An 18,403-nucleotide genomic window follows, 5' to 3' on the forward strand; every position below is an offset into this window, starting at 1 on the left:
CCCATGACTCAGACTTCCATCACCCGCAGTTGGGTTGCTTCGGCCAACGGCCACGCGGATTTTCCGTTGCAGAACCTGCCGCTGGGCGTGTTCAGCCTCAATGGCGCGGCGCCGCGCGCAGGCGTGGCGATCGGCGAGCACATTTTCGATCTGCAAGTGGCGCTCGAAGCCGGGCTGTTCGACGGCGCGGCACGCAGCGCGGTCGAAGCCATGCACGGCGGTCTGCTGAACGCCTTCTTCGACCTCGGTCGCGAAGCCCGCGTAGCCTTGCGCAGCCGTTTGCTGGAATTGTTCAGCGAGGGCAGCAGCCATCGCGGCGCCATCGAAGCCCAAGGCGCGAAACTGTTGCCACTGGCTGCCGATTGCCAGTTGCACCTGCCGGCGCGCATCAGCGATTACACCGACTTCTACGTGGGCATCGAGCACGCGCAGAACGTCGGCAAACTGTTCCGTCCGGACAATCCACTGCTGCCGAACTACAAGCACGTGCCGATCGGCTACCACGGTCGCGCCTCCACCGTGCGCGCCTCCGGCACCGACGTGCGTCGTCCGAAAGGCCAGACCCTGCCGGCCGGTGCGAGCGAGCCGACCTTCGGCCCTTGCGCACGTCTGGACTACGAACTGGAGCTGGGCATCTGGATCGGCCAGGGCAACGAAATGGGCGAGCCGATCGCCATCGGTGACGCCGCCGAACACATCGCCGGTTTCTGCCTGCTCAACGACTGGTCGGCCCGCGATATCCAGGCCTGGGAATACCAGCCGCTCGGCCCGTTCCTCTCCAAGAGCTTCATCACCAGTGTGTCGCCGTGGGTGGTGACGGCCGAAGCGCTGGAGCCATTCCGCACCCCACAACCTGCGCGCCCGGAAGGTGATCCGCAGCCGCTGCCATACCTGTTCGACAAACGCGATCAGGACGCTGGCGCATTCGATATTGAACTGGAAGTGCTGCTGCTCACCGAAGCCATGCGCGAACAGAATCTGCCGGCCCATCGCCTGACCCTGAGCAACACCCGCTACATGTACTGGACCGTCGCGCAAATGGTCGCGCACCACAGCGTCAACGGCTGCCAGTTGCAGGCCGGTGACCTGTTCGGTTCGGGGACTTTGTCCGGCCCGCAAAGCGGTCAGTTCGGCAGCCTGCTGGAAATCACCGAGGGCGGTAAAAAGCCGATCGAACTGGCCTCCGGCGAAGTGCGCAAATTCCTTGAGGACGGCGACGAAATCATTCTGCGTGCGCGCTGCGCCCGTGACGGTTTCGCCTCGATCGGCTTCGGTGAATGCCGCGGCAAAGTGCTGGCGGCGCGCTGACAGGAGCGGATCATGGATCTCTACACCTATTACCGCTCGACCTCGTCATACCGGGTGCGCATTGCTCTGGCGCTGAAAGGGCTCGACTACACCGCGTTGCCGGTCAACCTGATCGCGCCGTCCGGGGGCGAGCATCGGCAGGCGGCGTATCTGGCGATCAATCCGCAGGGCCGGGTGCCGGCCTTGCGCACCGATGAAGGCGAGTTGCTGATTCAGTCGCCGGCGATCATCGAGTACCTGGAAGAACGTTATCCACAGCTGCCACTGCTGCCCGAAGACCTTGCCGCCCGTGCCCATGTGCGCGGCGTGGCGGCGGTGATCGGCTGCGATGTGCATCCGCTGCATAACGTTAGCGTGCTCAATCGCCTGCGTCAGTTGGGCCATGAAGAGCCGCAGGTGGTGGAGTGGATCGCGCACTGGATCAGTCAGGGGCTGGCGACCGTCGAGCAATTGATTGGTGACAGCGGTTTCTGTTTCGGCGAGTGGCCGTGTGTGGCGGATGTTTATCTGATTCCGCAGTTGTATGCGGCCGAGCGGTTCGGCGTGAGTCTTGAGGCTTATCCACGGATTCGGCGGGTGGCGGCGTTGGCGGCTGAGCATCCGGCGTTCATCAAGGCGCATCCGGCCAACCAGCCCGATACACCGTAAGACCCTGTGGGAGCGGGCTTGCTCGCGAAAGCGGAGTGTCAGCTACGGGGATGTTGACTGACACACCGCTTTCGCGAGCAAGCCCGCTCCCACCTGTAGTCCGTGTTGCACCTAAAAAATCATAAAAACAAAACAGGTACCTTGCGATGCACAACCAGATTGCCAGCTTCCGCGCGGCACTCGACGCCCGTCCTGTGTCCCGCTATCAGTGGTTGCTCTTGATCCTGCTCGCCTTGCTGCTGGTCACCGACGGTTACGACGCCCAGGTGCTCGGTTACGTGGTGCCGGCCCTGGCCCAGGATTGGGGCCTGGAAAAAGCTGCGTTCGGGCCTGTTTTCAGCGCCAACCTGCTGGGCCTCACCCTCGGTTCCCTCGCGGTCACGCCACTGGCCGATCGCTTCGGCGTGCGGCGGATTCTGCTGGCGTGCGTGTTGATCTACGCCAGCCTCACGGTGCTGATGGTGTTCGCCGATTCGCTGAATACCCTGATGCTCGCGCGCTTCATCTGCGGCATCGGCATGGGCGGGGCGATGCCCAGTGCCATGGCCTTGATGTCGGAATATTCGCCGCCGCGTCTGCGCACGTTAATGGTGACGCTCGCGGCCTGTGGGTTTTCGTTTGGTGGTGCAGCGGGTGGTTTTGTCGCGGCGGGATTCATTGATCGCTTTGGCTGGCAAGCGGTGTTCCTTGCCGGTGGTGTCACGCCGTTGCTGCTGTTTCCGTTTTTGTGGTGGATGCTGCCCGAATCGCTGCCGCGTCTGCTGCGCGATGCACCGCCCTATGCGCGGCTGCGCAAAGTCACCGCGCGAATGCTGCCGGACTGGCAACCGCCGGCCGCGACCGTCGAACAGAACGAGCGCGAGCAGGGCAGCAAGCTGACCGTGGTCGAGCTGTTCCGCAACGGTTATGCGCGACCGACCCTGCTGATCTGGGCGACGTTTTTTGTCAGCCTGATTCTGCTGTATTTCATGATCAGCTGGCTGCCGACGCTGTTGCTGGAAAGCGGCCTGAAACTCAATGAAGCCAACCTGGTGACCTCGATGTTCCTGTTCGCCGGCACCTTGGGCGCGGTGTGCATGGCCTGGTTTGCCGACCGTTTGCAACGCAAGGTGCGCTTGCTCTGCGCGGTGTTGGCCGGGGCGGCGCTGTGCACGATTCTGTTGGGTTTGAACCACGACAATCCACGCTATCTGGTGGCCTGCGTGTTTGCCGCCGGGTTCTGCATCATCGGCGGTCAACTGACGCTGAACGCCTTCGCCAGTAACTTCTACCCGGCCCATGTGCGGGCCACAGGCACTGGCTGGGCGTTGGGGGTAGGGCGGTTCGGTTCGATCCTCGGGCCGCTGTTCGGCAGCATGCTGCTGGCGATGCACATCCCGGTGGCGCAGATTTTCTTCTTCTGCGCGATTCCGGCGGTCATCGCGGCACTGCTGATTATCCAGGTGCGCTCACCCTCGGACCCTACACAACCCCCTGTGGGAGCGGGCTTGCTCGCGAAGAACGATAACGCGGTCTGACAGAAAAAACGGCGGTGCCTGCATCGCGAGCAGGCTCACTCCTACAAAAAGCGTTTAGTGCACGACGGAGTTGGGGGGCAGCTGCCCAAGCCGTTCAGTCAGGCGCAGGCGCTGGACCGGATCGTCACTGAGCAGCAGCGCATGCTCCAGATCGAAGCGCTCGGCGTTCGGGCAGTCGAGGCGTTGGTACAGGCTGGCGCGGGCCAGATAATCGGCAGCGCTGGCGGTGCCCAGTTCCAGTACGCGTTCGGCGTCGATCAATGCGGCGATGTAATCCTCATGGGCCAGATGCAACTGACGCAGATTGCGTGACAGGCGCTGGAGCATCTGCTGCGGGGTGGCGGTGGCGAGATGATCGGCCTTGAGTTTGAGGTGCGCGCCGTACTGACGCTGCAACAACTCGCGACAATCGTTGGGATACAGACGCCGGCCACCACACGGGTCGAGCAGATGATCGGCACCGGGTACCCGCAGCAGGAAATGCCCGGGGAAGTTCACCCCGACCAGCGGGATTTCCAGACCGCGCGCCAGTTCCAGAGCAATCAAGGACAGGGTCAGTGGCTGGCCGCGACGGGTCTGCAACACTTTGTGCAACAACGCGACCTGCGGGCGTAGCGGCAGAAAATCGTCCTGGGCGAACCCCAGGTCATTCATCCGCCGCAGCAATGGCTGCGCCAGTTCGCTGACCGGCAGCATCGGCAAGCCGTAGCTGACGCGCTGCTGCAGCTCCTTGAAGTCTTGCTGCAGCGCTTCGACATCGAGGCCTTTTTCGTGCTCGGCAGCCATCCACAGCGCCGCGTCGAACAACGCGGGCGGTGAACGGTGCAGACACTCGAAAAAACGTTGGCGCGGGCTCATTGCAATCTCCGGAGAATGCCTCGTTTTAGCCCCGTCCGCGCCATTCGTCCAGTACCGGTCAGGTTATGCCGCAAAGTCACCGTTGCCGCTGGCGCTTATTCCGGTGCGCTTCAGCAATTTTTGGGCGCAAGCCTATACTGGCGTCTACCAGAAGTGATTCGGGAGCCTGCCGATGTTCGCTCTCATGCAAAGCACTCGCCTGGAATCGCTGCACCTCAGCGTTGACCCGATCACCGGGTTGAAGGCGGTCATTGCCATTCATAACAGTCGCCTCGGCCCTGCCCTGGGCGGATGCCGTTATCTTGCCTATCCCAACGACGAATCCGCGGTCGAGGACGCCATTCGCCTGGCGCAGGGCATGAGCTACAAGGCGGCACTGGCCGGGCTCGATCAGGGCGGCGGAGTGGCGGTGATCGTGCGCCCGGCGCATGTGGAAAACCGCGCTGCGCTGTTCGAAGCGTTTGGCCGTTGCATCGATCAGCTCGACGGTCGCTACATCACCGCCATCGACAGCGGCACCTCAGTGGCGGACATGGATTGCATTGCCCAGCAGACGCAGCATGTCACCAGTACCACCTCGGCCGGCGATCCGGCACCGCATGCGGCGATGGGCGTGTTCACCGGAATTCGCGCTACCGCCATGGCGCGGCTGGGCAGCGACAACCTCGAAGGTTTGCGCGTGGCGATTCAAGGTCTGGGCAATGTCGGTTATGCACTGGCCGAGCAGCTGCATGCGGCAGGGGCCGAATTGCTGGTCAGCGACATTGATCACGGCAAGGTGCAACTGGCGATGGAGCAACTCAACGCGCATCCGATCGCCAACGACGCGTTGCTCAGCACCCCCTGCGACATCCTTGCGCCGTGCGGGCTCGGTGGCGTGCTCAACAGCCATACGGTGACGCAACTTCGCTGCTCGGCGGTGGCTGGCTCGGCCAACAATCAACTGACGCATCTGGACGTGGCCGATCAACTGGAGCGGCGCGGGATTCTCTATGCACCGGATTACGTGATCAACGCGGGCGGGTTGATTTATGTCTCGCTCAAGCATCGCGGCGAAGAGTTGGGGACGATTACTGCGCACCTGTCGAAGATCAGTTCGCGGCTGACCGAAGTATTCGCCCATGCGCAGGCCGAGAAGCGTTCGCCGGCGCGGGTAGCGGATGAGTTGGCAGAGAAAGTCTTGTATCGCTGAAAAGCAAAAGATCGCAGCCTGCGCCAGCCCCTACAGGAAACGTATTCCAATGCAGGAGCTGGCGCAGGCTGCGATCTTTTCGATTCAAACGTTGTTACTTGGCAGCTTTCGCCGCTTTTGCCGGTTTGACCGGTGCTTCATCGGATTCTGCCGACTCCGCCTCTTGAACCACTGGCTCGGCCGGTGCGTTGATCAACTCCGTCAATGCATCAGGCTGGCTCTTGAACGCCTTGGCGAACACATCGCGGTTCTTCGCCATGTAGATCCCGACTTCTTCAACCTGCTGCTCGTTCAGCGACGGAACGGCTTTTTGCAACACTTCGGACAGCATCTCGGCCAGTTCGAGCATTTTGTCATGACGGTCAGCTTCGGCTTTATCCATGAACAAGCGCTCCAGATCTCGGCTGCTGCGGTATACCACTTCGACGGCCATTCACCACCTCACATGCCTTCACATTTAGTTGTCTTAGCGACTACTGTATTTATATACAGCGAAAGGATAAGCGAATCCCTGCGCTTTGGGTAGTGGCTTTTCAATGTAGACCGGATTCGGGATTTGTCAGTGGGATCGCAGTGCGGCCATTCGCGAGCAGGCTCGCTGCCACAATTGCTCGGGTCTGCGACCAAACGCCACGGCGCGGGTTTGGTGCTGGCTCGCCATGATGGCGTGGCCTCTTTTCTGCATGTAACTCAAGACGTGCAGAAAACCGTCACGTCCAACACGCATCATCCGCCCGAGTCGGGCTAAGGAACATCATTGTGAAAATAAACTGGGCCGAGAAACTGCGGCAAAACGTGCATCAACTGGCCGAGTCCCTGGGCAACCTGTTCGTCGAGACCTTCCACTATCTGGCGCTGTTTGCCATTGGTGCGGTGACCGCGTGGGCGGCGGTGATGGAATTTCTCGGCATGCTCGAAGAAGGTCACATCAAGATCGATGACATTCTGTTGCTGTTCATCTATCTGGAGCTGGGGGCGATGGTCGGGATTTATTTCAAGACCAACCACATGCCGGTGCGCTTCCTGATCTACGTGGCGATCACTGCGCTGACGCGTCTGCTGATCTCCAACGTCTCGCACCACAACCCGCCGGACATGGGCATCATCTACCTGTGCGGCGGCATTCTGCTGCTGGCGTTCTCGATCCTGGTGGTGCGTTACGCTTCGTCGCAATTTCCGTCGGTGAAGATCGAGAAACCGCAACGCAAGCTCGGCGCCGGTTCCGGTGAGCACCCCGAGATCGAGAAGGGCGAGCTTTAAAGTCCCAGCGACGGCCGAGGCTGGCCGGTGCTCTGCTGCGGTGGCGGGGGTAGCCCGTCGCCGCTGGTCATCGCTTCAAGGATCGCCATGGCGCTGTGGCCCTGTTCGATGGCGATGCCGAACTGAATGCTTTGCACCAGCCGTTTGAGCCTTACCGGATCGTTGCGCTGTTCGGCGCTGATCATCCGTTTGGCGACGATCCGGCCGTTGTTGGACAGGGTCAGCATGATGCTGCCGTCCAGTCCCTGAATGCTCAGGTTGATCTGATAGTCCGGCGCGAAGGCATCGGTAATGATCTGAAAAGGGTTGTCCATGATGCGTCACCGCCTGATTGAACGTGCAGTTGTTGACCGGCCGTGATCGGGTTGGTTCGCCATACCGGACCATCGGCCATTCCGTGGCCTGTGTTGTTGCGTTTCGTAGGAGCTGCCGAAGGCTGCGATCTTTTGATCTGCGCTGTTTTGACTTCGGTCATGAAGATCAAAAGATCGCAGCCTCGTTGCACTCGACAGCTCCTACACAGCTCCTGCACAGGTCATAGCAAGGGCTGTGCCGGGAACATTGTTGGACAATGGATACGGCACAAAAAAGGCGAGCACACGGCTCGCCTTTGTCATTTGTGGCCCGTTTCAGGGCAGAACCGAATAGATGATCGCCGACAGTGCAATCAGGCCGATCAGCACCACGAACACGTTGGACGCCTGACCCGAATACTGGCGCAAGGCTGGCACGCGGCGGATGGCGTACATCGGCATCAGGAACAACAGGCAGGCAATCACCGGTCCGCCGAGGGTTTCGATCATGCCCAGAATGCTCGGGTTGAAGGTCGCAACGGCCCAGCAACTGAGGATCATGAACAGCGCGGTCGCACGGTTCAGCCAGCTCGCCGACATCACCTTGCCACGACCGCGCAGGCTCTTGACGATCATGCCCTGAAAGCCTTCGCTGGCGCCGATGTAGTGGCCGAGGAAGGATTTGGTGATCGCCACCAGCGCGATCAGCGGCGCGGCGTAAGCAATGACCGGGGTCTGGAAGTGGTTGGCCAGGTACGACAGGATCGAAATGTTCTGCGCTTTCGCGGCCGCCAGATCCGCCGGCGACAGCGCCAGCACGCAGCTGAAGCAGAAGAACATCACCGTCACCACCATCATCCCGTGGGCCATGGCTAGGATGCCGCTGCTCTTGCGTTCGGCCTGGGCGCCGTAGCGTTGCTTCTGGTCAACCGCGAACGCAGAGATGATTGGCGAGTGGTTGAACGAGAACACCATCACCGGGATCGCCAGCCACATCGTCTTGAGGAACGTCGACAGCGGCATCGCCTCCCTGGCACTGGCGAAGAACGCACCGTTCCAATTGGGGATCAGGCTGAGGCCGAGCAACAGCAGCGCGGCGACGAACGGATAGACCAGCACGCTCATGGCTTTGACGATCACGTTTTGCCCGCATCGGACGATGGCCATCAGGCCGAGGATCAGCGCCAGCGACAGAATCGCCCGGGGTGGCGGGGTGATGTGCAATTGGTGTTCGAGAAAACTGCTCAGGGTGTTGGTCAGCGCGACGCTGTACACCAGCAGAATCGGGAAGATCGCGAAGAAGTACAGCAGGGTGATCAGCTTGCCGGCACCGATGCCGAAGTGCTCTTCGACGACTTCGGTGATGTCGCCCGAACGCCCGGACAGCACGAAGCGGGTCAGGCCGCGGTGGGCGAAGAAGGTCATCGGGAACGCCAGCAGCGCCAGAATCAGCAACGGCCAGAAACCGCCGACACCGGCATTGATCGGCAGGAACAAGGTGCCGGCACCGATGGCGGTGCCGTACAGACCTAGCATCCAGGTGGTGTCGGATTTGCTCCAGCCCTTGTGGGCAATTTCGGTGTTGCGTGTGCGATCTACAGCGGGATTTTCGGCAGCAGGTGTACGTACATCGGTCATCGTTTTTGCCTCGTTATTATTTTTGCTCGGGCTCACGGTTGGCGGGCCGCAAGTTGCGGCCCGCCGGGACGGTCAGGCAATGCGCGTCAGCATTCCACCCAGCTCACGGCCAGGCCGCCCCGTGAAGTCTCTTTGTATTTGTCGTGCATATCGGCGCCGGTATCACGCATGGTGCGGATCACCCGGTCGAGAGAAATGAAGTGTTTGCCGTCGCCGCGCAGGGCCATTTGCGTGGCGTTGATCGCCTTCACGGCGGCGATGGCGTTGCGCTCGATGCACGGCACCTGCACCAGGCCGCCGACCGGGTCGCAGGTCAGGCCGAGGTTGTGTTCCAGGCCGATTTCGGCGGCGTTTTCCAGTTGCTCCGGGGTCGCGCCGAGCAATTCAGCGAGGCCTGCCGCGGCCATGGCGCAGGCCGAACCGACCTCGCCCTGGCAGCCGACTTCAGCGCCGGAGATCGAGGCATTTTTCTTACACAGAATGCCGACGGCGGCGGCGCCCATGAAGAACGCGACCACATCATCGTCAGACGCGTCCGGATTGAATTTCATGTAGTAGTGCAGCACCGCCGGAATGATCCCGGCCGCGCCATTGGTCGGCGCGGTCACCATGCGCCCGCCGGCAGCGTTCTCTTCGTTGACGGCGAGGGCGAACAGGTTGACCCACTCCATCGCCGACAGCGTCGAACTGATGACATTCGGCTTGCCGATTTCCAGCAGGCTGCGGTGCAATTTCGCGGCGCGGCGCGGCACGTTCAGCCCACCGGGCAGAATGCCTTCGTGACGCAGGCCTTGCTCGACACACTCGCGCATCACCGACCAGATGTGCAGCAAGCCGTTACGGATTTCAGCGTCGCTGCGCCAGGCCCGTTCGTTGGCCATCATCAGTTCCGACACGCGCAAGTTGTGCTGCTTGCACAGACTCAGCAGTTCGGCCGCGCTGGAAAAATCGTACGGCAGCACCACGTCGCCGGCCGGTGCCACACCGGACTCGGCTTCCGCGGCTTCGATGATGAAACCGCCGCCAATCGAGTAGTACGTCTGCGTGAACAGCTCGGCGCTTTCGCCGAAGGCTGTCAGCGACATGGCGTTGGGGTGGTAGGGCAGGCTTTCGTCCAGCAGCAGGAGATCGCGCTGCCAGTTGAAGGAAATTTCTCTGTGACCGGCCAGAGACAGCAGACCAGTTTCGCGCAGTTGCTGGATGCGTGGGTCGATGGTCGCCGGATCGATGCTGTCCGGCCATTCGCCCATCAGGCCCATGACCGTGGCGCGGTCGGTGGCGTGGCCGACACCGGTGGCCGACAGCGAACCGTACAAGCGGATTTCCACGCGACGCACATCGTTGAGCAACCGTTGGTCGATCAGCGCCTGGGCGAAGGTTGCGGCGGCGCGCATCGGGCCGACGGTGTGGGAGCTGGACGGACCGATGCCGACTTTGAATAGATCGAAAACACTGATAGCCATGCTAAACCCTTACAAGCAATGGAGTAGGAATCGCTGCCATTTTTTGTAGGACAAGCGCAATGTCGGCGATACTGCCTACCTCGGTCCTACGTGACCAACGAAACTTCCTAAGAAAGCCTTTAGCAGGACTAAACGATGAGTCGTCAATTGCATGCCCAGACCTACGTCTGGCTGCAGGTGTTTTCCTGTGCCGCGCGGCACTTGTCCTTCACCCGTTGCGCGGAAGAGCTGCACATCACCCCGGGGGCGGTCAGTCAGCAGATTCGCCAATTGGAAGAGCGTCTGGGTTTTCGCCTGTTCCACCGACGAGCGCGGGGTGTCGAGTTGAGTGCGGAAGGCCAGCGACTGGCCATCACGGTCAACGAGGCCTATGGCAGCATCGATGCTGAATTGCGCCGTCTGGATGCCGGGATGATCAGTGGGATTCTACGGGTGCGTTCGATTCCATCGTTCCTCAGCAAATGGCTGACCCCGCGTTTGCCGCGTCTGCAACAGCGCTATCCGGACATCCAGTTGCGCCTGGTGGCCGAGGACAGCAGCGTGCCGTTGCATGAGGGCGATTTTGATCTGGCGATTGACCTGAATGACGGCAGCTATCCGGGGCTGTTATCCACAGCCTTGCTCGACGAACAGATTTTCCCGGTGTGCGCGCCGAGCCTGTTGCGTGGACGTCCGCCGCTGCATGGGCCGGTGGATCTGGTGCATTTTCCGTTGTTGCACGACATCACCGCGTGGCGTGGCAGTTATGAATATGCGGAATGGGAGTTCTATCTGAATGCGATTGGCTTCGAGGGTGCCGACGTACGGCGTGGGCACACGTTCAATCGCAATCACTTGACCATCGAAGCGGCGATCGCCGGTATGGGTGTGGCGATTGCCCGGCGCACGCTGCTCAACGATGAGCTGGAGCGCGGGACGCTGATTGTGCCGTTCGGCCTGTCGGTGCCCAACCACAAACGCTACGTGTTGCTGTATGCGCCGGGGGCGTTGAGCCATCCGGGCGTGCGCGCGGTGCATGACTGGCTGGTGGAGGAGGCGGGGATTTTCCGCAGCTTGCACCCGTTGAATGACGGGCAATTGTGACCAAATCTTGCGGGATAGCGAGGCAACCCAACTCCCGACCTTACCAGTGACTTGCCCGGTTGTCCGGCTTTTTTTGCGAATGAATATTTATCTTTTTTCAGGGGTTGAAATGTTCGCCGGTCGGGCCGATTGTTGTAACCAAGAGGTCAGGAAATTCAATTCGAGGCCTCTCGCGAGCTAGCTGAAATAAGGGATGAACTATGCAAATCCAAGTCAACAGCGATAACCATATTCAAAGCAGTAAACGACTGGAGGAGTGGGTACGTACAACTATTGAGAGCACGCTCGACCGTTATGAAGAAGACCTGACCCGTGTCGAAGTCCACCTGAGCGACGAGAACGGCGACAAACCAGGTCCTCATGACATGCGTTGCCAACTGGAAGCGCGGCCAAAAGGCCATCAACCGATTTCCGTCACCCATAAAGCCGATTCGCTGGAACAGGCGATCGATGGTGCAGCCGAAAAACTGGAACACGCGCTGGAGCACCTGTTTGGCAAACTGCGGGGCAAACCACGCGCCGCCATCGTGCCATTCAGCAAGGCGAATGACGCACTGCTGGAAGAAGAGTTTCTGGAGAACGAACAGGCAGCGATCAACAGTTGATGCGCTGATTTTTCAAGCCACCCCATGAGAACGGGCCTGCGCAAGCAGGCCCGTTTTTGTTTGTGCTGCTGAACAGTGTGGCGAGGGAGCTTGCTCCCGCTGGGCTGCGAAGCGGCCCCAAAACCTGCAAAGGCGTTCAACAGCCAGACCGCATTAGCAGGATTTACGTCTGCTTCGCAGCCGAGCGGGAGCAAGCTCCCTCGCCACAGTTTTTTTAGAAAGCCACAGACGTTTGTACATACACCGTACGTGGTTCACCCACGTACTTGCCCTTGTTGTTGTCATCGAACGAGCGGGTGAAGTACTGGGTGTTGAAGATGTTCTTCACCCCCACCGCCACGTTCAGATCCGACAATTGCGGGCCGAAGTCGTAACCGGCGCGGCTGCTGAACAGCATGTAGCCGGGGATCTTGCCGGTGCTGCCGTCGGCGCTTTCTTTCGAGGTGTTGGCGTTGTCGGCGAACTGGTCGCTCTGGAAGCTGCTGTCGACGTTGAGTTTCCACGGCCCTTCGGTGTAACCGACGCCAATCGTGCCTTTGTGTTTCGAGGAAAACGGCACGCGATTGCCCTTGTTCGGTCCGTCTTCGCGGATGGTCGCGTCGACATAGGCATAAGTGGCGTACACATCGAAACCGGCCAGTGCCGGGCTCAAGTCATCCAGCGCGTAGTTGACGCTGGTCTCGATGCCCTGATGACGGGTCTCGCCACGGGCGATCACCGAGTCGTTGGTCTGGTTGCTTTCGTACTGGTTGTCGAAGTTGATCAGGAACGCGCCGATCTCCGCGCGCAGTGCGCCGTTGTCATAACGGGTGCCGAGTTCCCAGGTGCGCGCCTTCTCCGGTTTCACTTCGCCGCTGCTCACGCGGTTGGGCATCTGGCTGTACTGCACGCTGCCGAACGAGCCTTCGGTGTTGGCGTACAGGTTCCAGCTGTCAGTCAGGTGGTACAGCACGTTCAATGCCGGCAGCGCGGTGTTGTAGTCGCCCTTGTATTTGACGTCGGTCAGGTTGTTGGTCTGCTGCGATTCGATCATCTCGTAGCGCACGCCCGGAGTGATGGTCCATTTGCCGATGTCGATGCGATCGTCGACGAAGAACGCATTGGCTTCGGTGCCACCGCGGGTGTCGCGGTCGTTGCGGCTGTCGGTGGTCGGGTATTGGTTGCTGCTGATCGGCGTGCGATAGCGCAATTCGTGGCCGGCCTCGTTGATGTAGCGGTAGCCAACGCCGACCTCGTGGCTGGTCGGGCCGAGGTCGAAGCCTTGGGCGAAACGCGTTTCGAAACCGCGCACCCAATACTCGCGCGGCGACAGCGAGAGGAATGTGCCCTGATCCAGATAACCGCTGCGAAGCGTCTTGGTGAAGAAGGTGTTGGCGGTGAATTCGCGGCGATCTTCCTGATAGCGATAGCCGAAGTTGAACATCGTCCGACGGCCCCAGAACTGATCTTTCAGGCGTGTCGACTGATACGGATCGGCGTCGTAATCGGCAACGCTGAGGCCGCCGGGCATGTCGGCCTTGCCTTCGTAATACTGGGCCATGGCGTTGAAGCTGTTGGCCTCGTCGAGCTGGTATTTGCCCTTGAGGATCAGGTCGTCGATTTCGCTGTCGCTGTGTTCGCGCCAGTCGCCGCCACGGGTGCCGGAGTACAGCAGCGCACCGCCCAGGCCATTTTCGTTGGTGCCGCCGGCCAGCAGGTTGGCGCTGGTCTTGAAGCCATCGTGACTCGACGACGGGCTGGTTTCCGTCTGGAAACCACCCTTGACCGTCGGCGCGTCGGGAATGGCGCGGGTCACGAAGTTGACCACGCCGCCGACGTTCTGCGGGCCGTAACGCACGGCGCCGCCGCCACGCACCACGTCCACGGCATCCATGTTGCCCATGCTGATCGGCGCGAACGACAACTGCGGTTGGCCGTAGGGTGCGAACGGTACGGGGATGCCGTCCATCAGTACGGTCGAGCGCGCGGCCAGGCGCGGATTGAGGCCGCGAATACCGAAGTTCAGCGCCATGTCGTGGCTGCCGGTGCCGTTGTTTTCCGGAGCGTTGACCCCGGGAATGCGGTTGAGCACATCGCGCGCCTGAGTCGCGCCCTGCCGTTCAAAATCTTCGCGGCGGATCACATCGCGGGCACCCGGGTGTTCGAACACGTTGACCTGCGCTGCATCACCGAGCCAGTCACCGACGACTTTCGAGGTGTCCAGCTCCAGCGCCGTGTCGCCGACCGGTTGCAGGCTGAAGGCATTGTTGCCCTCGGCGCGGGCTTGCAGGCCGGTGCCTTCGAGCAGCGCATCGAGACCTTGTTCGGCGCTGTAGCTGCCTTCGAGGCCACGGCTTTGCACGCCGCTGGTGATTTGTGAGCCGAAGGAAATCAGCACGCCGGCTTCACGACCAAACTGGTTGAGGGCGTTTTCCAGCGACGCCGGGGCGATGTGGTAAACCTTGGTTTCGGCAGCCATGACCGGCAGGGCGCTGAAGCTCAGGCTGGCGCCCAGTACGAGGTTGCGCAGACTGCGGGCCAGCGGCGTGAGGCGAGTGGGGTGCATGAAGGTTGATCCTGAGAAGGTTGAATCAAGGGGGCTTTCCTTCTCTGTCACGCCAGATCTGAAAAACGGCTCATTTATTTTTCGAGAGTAAAAGATCGCAGCCTGCGGCAGCTCCTACATTGACTCGGTGTACATCCTGTAGGAGCTGCCGCAGGCTGCGATCTTTTGATTTTGCTTCTAAGCCCGCGCCTCGACGCTGACCCAATAGCGGGTAAAGCGCCGCACTTTCACCGGCAGACTGATTTGCAGCAGATCAAGAATCCGTTCGCTGTCGTCCAGTGGATAAGTCCCCGATATCAGCAGGTCGGCCACTTTCGCAGCGCAATGCAACTGCCCGCGACGGTAGCGGCCGAGCTCTTCAAGGAAGTCGCCCAGGCGCATGTGCGCGGCGATCAGCATGCCGTCGGCCCAGGCGCCGCTGTTGGCGTCCAGTGGCTTGGCTTCGCTGATCGAGGTGGCACTGAAACTCAGTTGTCGGGCGATCGGCAGTTGCATCGGCGCGCGTCCGTTGGCGGTCAGTTCGACCGTGCCTTCGAACAGCGCGACCTGTGTGCGATCAGCAAATTGTCGAGCGTTGATACGGGCAGCACTGGTTTTCAACACACCTTGCGCCGTGCGCACTGCGAACGCTTGCGCGGTGCTGAGCAGGATCTCGCCTTCGAGCAAACGGATCAGTCGTTGCGCGCCATCCACGTCCGCCGCACTGGCTGTGTTGAGCTGCAACTGGCTGTCTGCGCCCAGCGCAATTTTGCGGCGTAGGCCCACCGGGCTGCGGTAATCGGCGAGCAGCGTCGGCAGCGGATTGTGCTCGCGCATGCCCCAGGTGACGGCGGAACCGGCACCCAGAAGCAGCAGCAACTTGAGGGTCTGGCGTCGACTGGAAGACTTCGGCCCGTTCAATGCGGCATGCGCCAATGGCGAAGCCACACCGCGCAAGCGCTGGTTGACCCGCTGCATGTGCTCCCACGCCCGACGATGTTCGCTGTGGGCGTCCAGCCAGTGTTGCCAGGCCTGTTGCTGACGCGGGGAGAGCGTGCCTTGCTGCATTTCCATCAGCCAGTACACGGCCTGTTCGGCCACTTGCGCAGAGAAATCCGGCACGCGGTTCACAGGGCGAAGTAGCAGCGCAGGGCGGCTTTTTGCAGATGACGTTTGACGGTGGCCACCGAGATGCCCAGCTCGGCGGCAATCTGCGGATAGGTCAGGCCATCGACCTGCGCCAGCAAAAACGCGCGTTTGACCGGTCGTGGCGAACCATCGAGCAATTGGTCCAGTTCGATCAGGGTTTGCAGGATGATCGCTTTGTCTTCTTCCGATGGCGCAACCATTTCCGGCATCTGCGCCAGGGTGTCGAGGTAGGCGCGTTCCAGATCCTGACGACGGTAATGATTGAACAGCACGCGTTTGGCGAGGGTGGTGAGAAAGGCGCGCGGTTCGATGATCACCGCGGGTTCGCGGGCGCTGAGCACGCGAATGAACGTGTCTTGCGCCAGATCCGCTGCGCTGTCCGGGCAGCCGAGTTTGCGCCGCAACCAGCCGGTGAGCCAGCTGTGGTGGTCTTGGTAGAGCGATTCGACGGGATGGGCGGACGGCAACGGTATTACTCCGGGCGCATGATCGATGCGTTAGAGAACAAGAACTGTTCGCATTGTAGGGGCGGGCGAGGGTGTCCGGCAATCAGATGCTTTTGCGTATGAGAATATTTATCATTAATATTGTTCGCCTGTTGGTCCGGTCTCGTCGGTCGGACGTTTTTTTCGTTTCAGGGTCGAAACATGAAAGGCAAACTCGCCTCACTTCCCATGTCCTATCGTCTGGCCGTCACCTCGCGGGTGCTGGCGGCGGTGTTCGGCGGCTATCTGGTCGCGGCGCTGGCCAGCGTGGCCCTGACGATGTGGTTACCGTTGAGCCGCGCCGAAGCTGTAGTGACTGGCATGACCATTTCCTTTCTGGTCTATCTGGTTGCGGTGCTGTGGTGTTTCGCTTGCCGCACGGCATGGTCGGCGTGGGTCGGATTGCTGGTGCCGAGCGTGATTCTGGCGACGGTGTCCGGGGCCGCACGTGGTTTGGGCTACGCATGAAAGAGGGCTTTCGCCAGTCGATGGCCTGGCTGCACACCTGGGCCGGACTGGTGTTCGGCTGGCTGCTGTTCGCGATTTTCCTGACCGGGACACTGGCCTATTTCAAGGACGAAACCACGCACTGGATGCAGCCGGAAATCCCTTTGCGCCCGCTCAATGCCGAAGCGAGCCTGACGCTGGCGCAAAACTATCTGCAACAACGGGCGCCGAATGCTTCACGCTGGCGGATCGGCCTGCCCAGCGCCCGCGAACCCGGCCTTTCCGTCAGTTGGCAAGACACTCCGGCCAGCCCTGGCAAGCGCGGCAAGTTCACTGAAAAGACGCTCGACGCGCAAACCGGAGCCGAAGTAGAACCCCGGGAAAGCATGGGCGGCGAATTCTTCTACCGTTTCCATTTCCAGCTGCAAATGCCCTATCCGTGGGGCCGCTGGCTGGCGACCAGCGCGGCGATGGTGATGTTCATCGCGTTGATCACTGGCATCATCACCCACAAGAAAATCTTCAAGGATTTCTTCACCTTCCGCCCGCGCAAGGGCCAGCGCACCTGGCTCGACGGCCACAACGCCGTGGGTGTGCTGGTTTTGCCGTTCCACCTGATGATCACCTACAGCAGCCTGGTGATTTTCATGGCGATGGTTATGCCGGCGAGCATTCTGGCGACTTACGGCAACAACCTCGGTGCGTTCTACGATGAAGTATTTCCCGAAACGCCGCTGCCGGAGCGCGCCGGCCAGCCAGCGACTTTGCCGCCGCTGGCTGCGCTAATGACGCGCGCCAGTGAGCACTGGGACGGCGGCCACGCGACACGGGTGACGGTCACTAACCCCGGCGATGCCAGTGCCTCTGTGCAGTTTTCCCGTGCCAGTTCCGACAAGATCACCTACGAGTACGGTAGCGATGTGACCTTCAATGGCGTGACCGGGCAGTTGCTCGGCGCCACAGCGGACAAGCCGCTGCCGATGGCGATTGCCGGGAGTTTTTACGGTTTGCACATCGGCCGTTTCGCCGGCCCGGTACTGCGCGGGCTGTACTTCCTCTGCGGCCTGGCCGGTACGGCGATGATCGGCACCGGGCTGGTGATCTGGCTCGGCAAGCGTCAGCTCAAGCACGCAAAAAGCAGCGTGATGCCGTTCGAGTTACGGCTGGTCGAAGTGCTGAACATTGTCAGCATGGCGGGATTGGTCAACGCGGTGGCGGTGTTCTTCTGGAGCAATCGTCTGTTGCCGCCGAGTCTCGATGGGCGGGCCGATTGGGAGGTGAACGCCTTCTTCATCGCCTGGGGCTTGAGCGTGGTGCACGCACTGCTCAGGCCTGGACGCAAGGCTTGGGTCGAACAACTGGCGCTGGCAGCGCTGCTGTTCGGCGCGGTGCCGTTGCTCAATGCGTTGACCACTTCGCATCACCTCGGCGTCACGCTGGCACAAGGTGACTTGGCGCTGGCCGGTTTCGACCTTACCTGTCTCGGCGCCGGTCTGTTTCTGACGTGGGCCGCCTGGAAGATGCAGCGCGCCGGGCATAGTGTGCGAGTGAAAAAAACGCCCCGCGAAAGGGCTCGGCCAATCGCGCTTGAGCAGGGGACGAACTGATGCTGCTGGCGTTGCTGCTGTGCTATGCCGGATTCACCGCGTTGTGCCTGTCGATGCCGCGGCATCACGACGAACTGCTGGGGCGCAAACCTTCAGCCCGGCGTGGTCGGGGTCTGAAACTCTTCGGTTGGCTCATGCTGGGCCTGTCACTCTGGGCCACCGTGGCTGCCAACGGTTGGGGCTTGGGTCTGGTCGACTGGTTCGCGGTGCTGATGTGCAGTGCGCTGGCGTTGGTACTGCTGATGCCATATCGACCGAAACTGGCCTTGGTGCTGGCCGCTTTGAGTCTGCTGGCAAGCCCGGTCGCTGCCTGGGCGCAGTGCTGA

17 protein-coding genes and 1 pseudogene are annotated in these 18,403 nt (G+C 61.1%); 10 read left to right on the forward strand and 8 right to left on the reverse strand.

Annotated features, from left to right (window positions below):
* The first annotated feature begins 3 nt into the window (after nt 1–3).
* The 3 genes from fahA to AC27VU_RS05355 all read left to right on the forward strand — a co-directional run bounded on the left by fahA (nt 4) and on the right by AC27VU_RS05355 (nt 3,473).
* The gene (fahA, locus tag AC27VU_RS05345) at nt 4–1,308 is read left to right on the forward strand and encodes a fumarylacetoacetase (protein WP_003221764.1); all 1,305 of its coding nucleotides are present in this window, start codon (nt 4–6) and stop codon (nt 1,306–1,308) included.
* A gap of 12 nt (nt 1,309–1,320) precedes the next feature.
* Nucleotides 1,321–1,956 (forward strand): maleylacetoacetate isomerase, encoded by a 636-nt coding sequence (gene maiA, locus AC27VU_RS05350; protein WP_103521449.1) that lies wholly within the window; start codon nt 1,321–1,323, stop codon nt 1,954–1,956.
* Between the two features lie 146 nt (nt 1,957–2,102).
* Entirely contained in the window at nt 2,103–3,473 is a 1,371-nt protein-coding gene (locus AC27VU_RS05355; RefSeq protein WP_488723591.1) for an MFS transporter, read from the forward strand.
* 54 nt (nt 3,474–3,527) lie between these two features.
* On the opposite strand, the gene AC27VU_RS05360 is transcribed toward AC27VU_RS05355, so the two are convergent.
* Nucleotides 3,528–4,331, reverse strand: coding sequence for a SirB1 family protein (locus tag AC27VU_RS05360; RefSeq protein WP_488723592.1), 804 nt, complete (start codon nt 4,329–4,331; stop codon nt 3,528–3,530).
* Nucleotides 4,332–4,503: 172 nt separating this feature from the next.
* Between AC27VU_RS05360 and AC27VU_RS05365 the strand changes: the two genes are divergently transcribed.
* Entirely contained in the window at nt 4,504–5,523 is a 1,020-nt protein-coding gene (locus tag AC27VU_RS05365) for a Glu/Leu/Phe/Val dehydrogenase family protein (protein WP_003221772.1), read from the forward strand.
* A gap of 178 nt (nt 5,524–5,701) precedes the next feature.
* Here AC27VU_RS05365 and AC27VU_RS05370 read toward each other — a convergent pair.
* Nucleotides 5,702–5,956 (reverse strand): annotated as a pseudogene (locus tag AC27VU_RS05370) (YebG family protein); the annotation flags it as partial.
* 326 nt (nt 5,957–6,282) lie between these two features.
* Between AC27VU_RS05370 and AC27VU_RS05375 the strand changes: the two are divergent.
* Nucleotides 6,283–6,783 carry a phosphate-starvation-inducible protein PsiE gene (locus tag AC27VU_RS05375; RefSeq protein WP_003221775.1) on the forward strand — a complete coding sequence of 167 codons (501 nt, stop codon included), beginning with the start codon at nt 6,283–6,285 and terminating at the stop codon, nt 6,781–6,783.
* Here AC27VU_RS05375 and AC27VU_RS05380 read toward each other — a convergent pair.
* From AC27VU_RS05380 to AC27VU_RS05390, 3 genes are all read right to left on the reverse strand, one after another.
* Nucleotides 6,780–7,097 carry a DUF3509 domain-containing protein gene (locus AC27VU_RS05380; RefSeq protein ID WP_003221777.1) on the reverse strand — a complete coding sequence of 106 codons (318 nt, stop codon included), beginning with the start codon at nt 7,095–7,097 and terminating at the stop codon, nt 6,780–6,782. The two genes, AC27VU_RS05375 and AC27VU_RS05380, sit on opposite strands and share 4 nt — an antisense overlap.
* A 315-nt stretch (nt 7,098–7,412) precedes the next feature.
* Complete coding sequence (locus AC27VU_RS05385; RefSeq protein ID WP_488723593.1) at nt 7,413–8,714, reverse strand: HAAAP family serine/threonine permease; 1,302 nt, start codon at nt 8,712–8,714, stop codon at nt 7,413–7,415.
* Nucleotides 8,715–8,800: 86 nt separating this feature from the next.
* The gene (locus AC27VU_RS05390) at nt 8,801–10,177 is read right to left on the reverse strand and encodes an L-serine ammonia-lyase (protein WP_488723594.1); all 1,377 of its coding nucleotides are present in this window, start codon (nt 10,175–10,177) and stop codon (nt 8,801–8,803) included.
* Between the two features lie 135 nt (nt 10,178–10,312).
* Here AC27VU_RS05390 and AC27VU_RS05395 point away from each other — a divergent pair, with 135 nt between their 5' ends.
* The gene (locus AC27VU_RS05395) at nt 10,313–11,260 is read left to right on the forward strand and encodes a LysR substrate-binding domain-containing protein (RefSeq protein ID WP_103369604.1); all 948 of its coding nucleotides are present in this window, start codon (nt 10,313–10,315) and stop codon (nt 11,258–11,260) included.
* 200 nt (nt 11,261–11,460) lie between these two features.
* Nucleotides 11,461–11,865 (forward strand): HPF/RaiA family ribosome-associated protein, encoded by a 405-nt coding sequence (locus AC27VU_RS05400; protein ID WP_003221782.1) that lies wholly within the window; start codon nt 11,461–11,463, stop codon nt 11,863–11,865.
* Nucleotides 11,866–12,079: 214 nt separating this feature from the next.
* Here AC27VU_RS05400 and fecA read toward each other — a convergent pair whose 3' ends face one another.
* The 3 genes from fecA to AC27VU_RS05415 form a co-directional block, all read right to left on the reverse strand.
* Nucleotides 12,080–14,410, reverse strand: coding sequence for a TonB-dependent Fe(3+) dicitrate receptor FecA (gene fecA, locus AC27VU_RS05405; protein WP_488723595.1), 2,331 nt, complete (start codon nt 14,408–14,410; stop codon nt 12,080–12,082).
* A gap of 177 nt (nt 14,411–14,587) precedes the next feature.
* Nucleotides 14,588–15,520: a DUF4880 domain-containing protein gene (locus tag AC27VU_RS05410; RefSeq protein ID WP_488723596.1), complete on the reverse strand. Its 933-nt coding sequence runs from the start codon at nt 15,518–15,520 to the stop codon at nt 14,588–14,590.
* Nucleotides 15,517–16,005, reverse strand: a complete 489-nt coding sequence (locus AC27VU_RS05415; protein ID WP_488723597.1) for a sigma-70 family RNA polymerase sigma factor — start codon at nt 16,003–16,005, stop codon at nt 15,517–15,519. The genes AC27VU_RS05410 and AC27VU_RS05415 overlap by 4 nt, the downstream gene beginning before the upstream one ends.
* 180 nt (nt 16,006–16,185) lie before the next feature.
* Here AC27VU_RS05415 and AC27VU_RS05420 point away from each other — a divergent pair, with 180 nt between their 5' ends.
* Genes AC27VU_RS05420 through AC27VU_RS05430 form a run of 3 tightly spaced genes read left to right on the forward strand, consistent with a single transcriptional unit; the run spans nt 16,186 to nt 18,403 of the window.
* Entirely contained in the window at nt 16,186–16,491 is a 306-nt protein-coding gene (locus AC27VU_RS05420) for a DUF3649 domain-containing protein (RefSeq protein ID WP_007967542.1), read from the forward strand.
* Entirely contained in the window at nt 16,488–18,077 is a 1,590-nt protein-coding gene (locus AC27VU_RS05425; RefSeq protein WP_488723598.1) for a PepSY-associated TM helix domain-containing protein, read from the forward strand. The genes AC27VU_RS05420 and AC27VU_RS05425 overlap by 4 nt, the downstream gene beginning before the upstream one ends.
* Nucleotides 18,077–18,403 carry a DUF3325 domain-containing protein gene (locus tag AC27VU_RS05430; protein ID WP_103485828.1) on the forward strand — a complete coding sequence of 109 codons (327 nt, stop codon included), beginning with the start codon at nt 18,077–18,079 and terminating at the stop codon, nt 18,401–18,403. Before AC27VU_RS05425 ends, AC27VU_RS05430 begins: the two co-directional genes overlap by 1 nt.

This window comes from Pseudomonas sp. 14P5.3.2, from assembly GCF_057799175.1.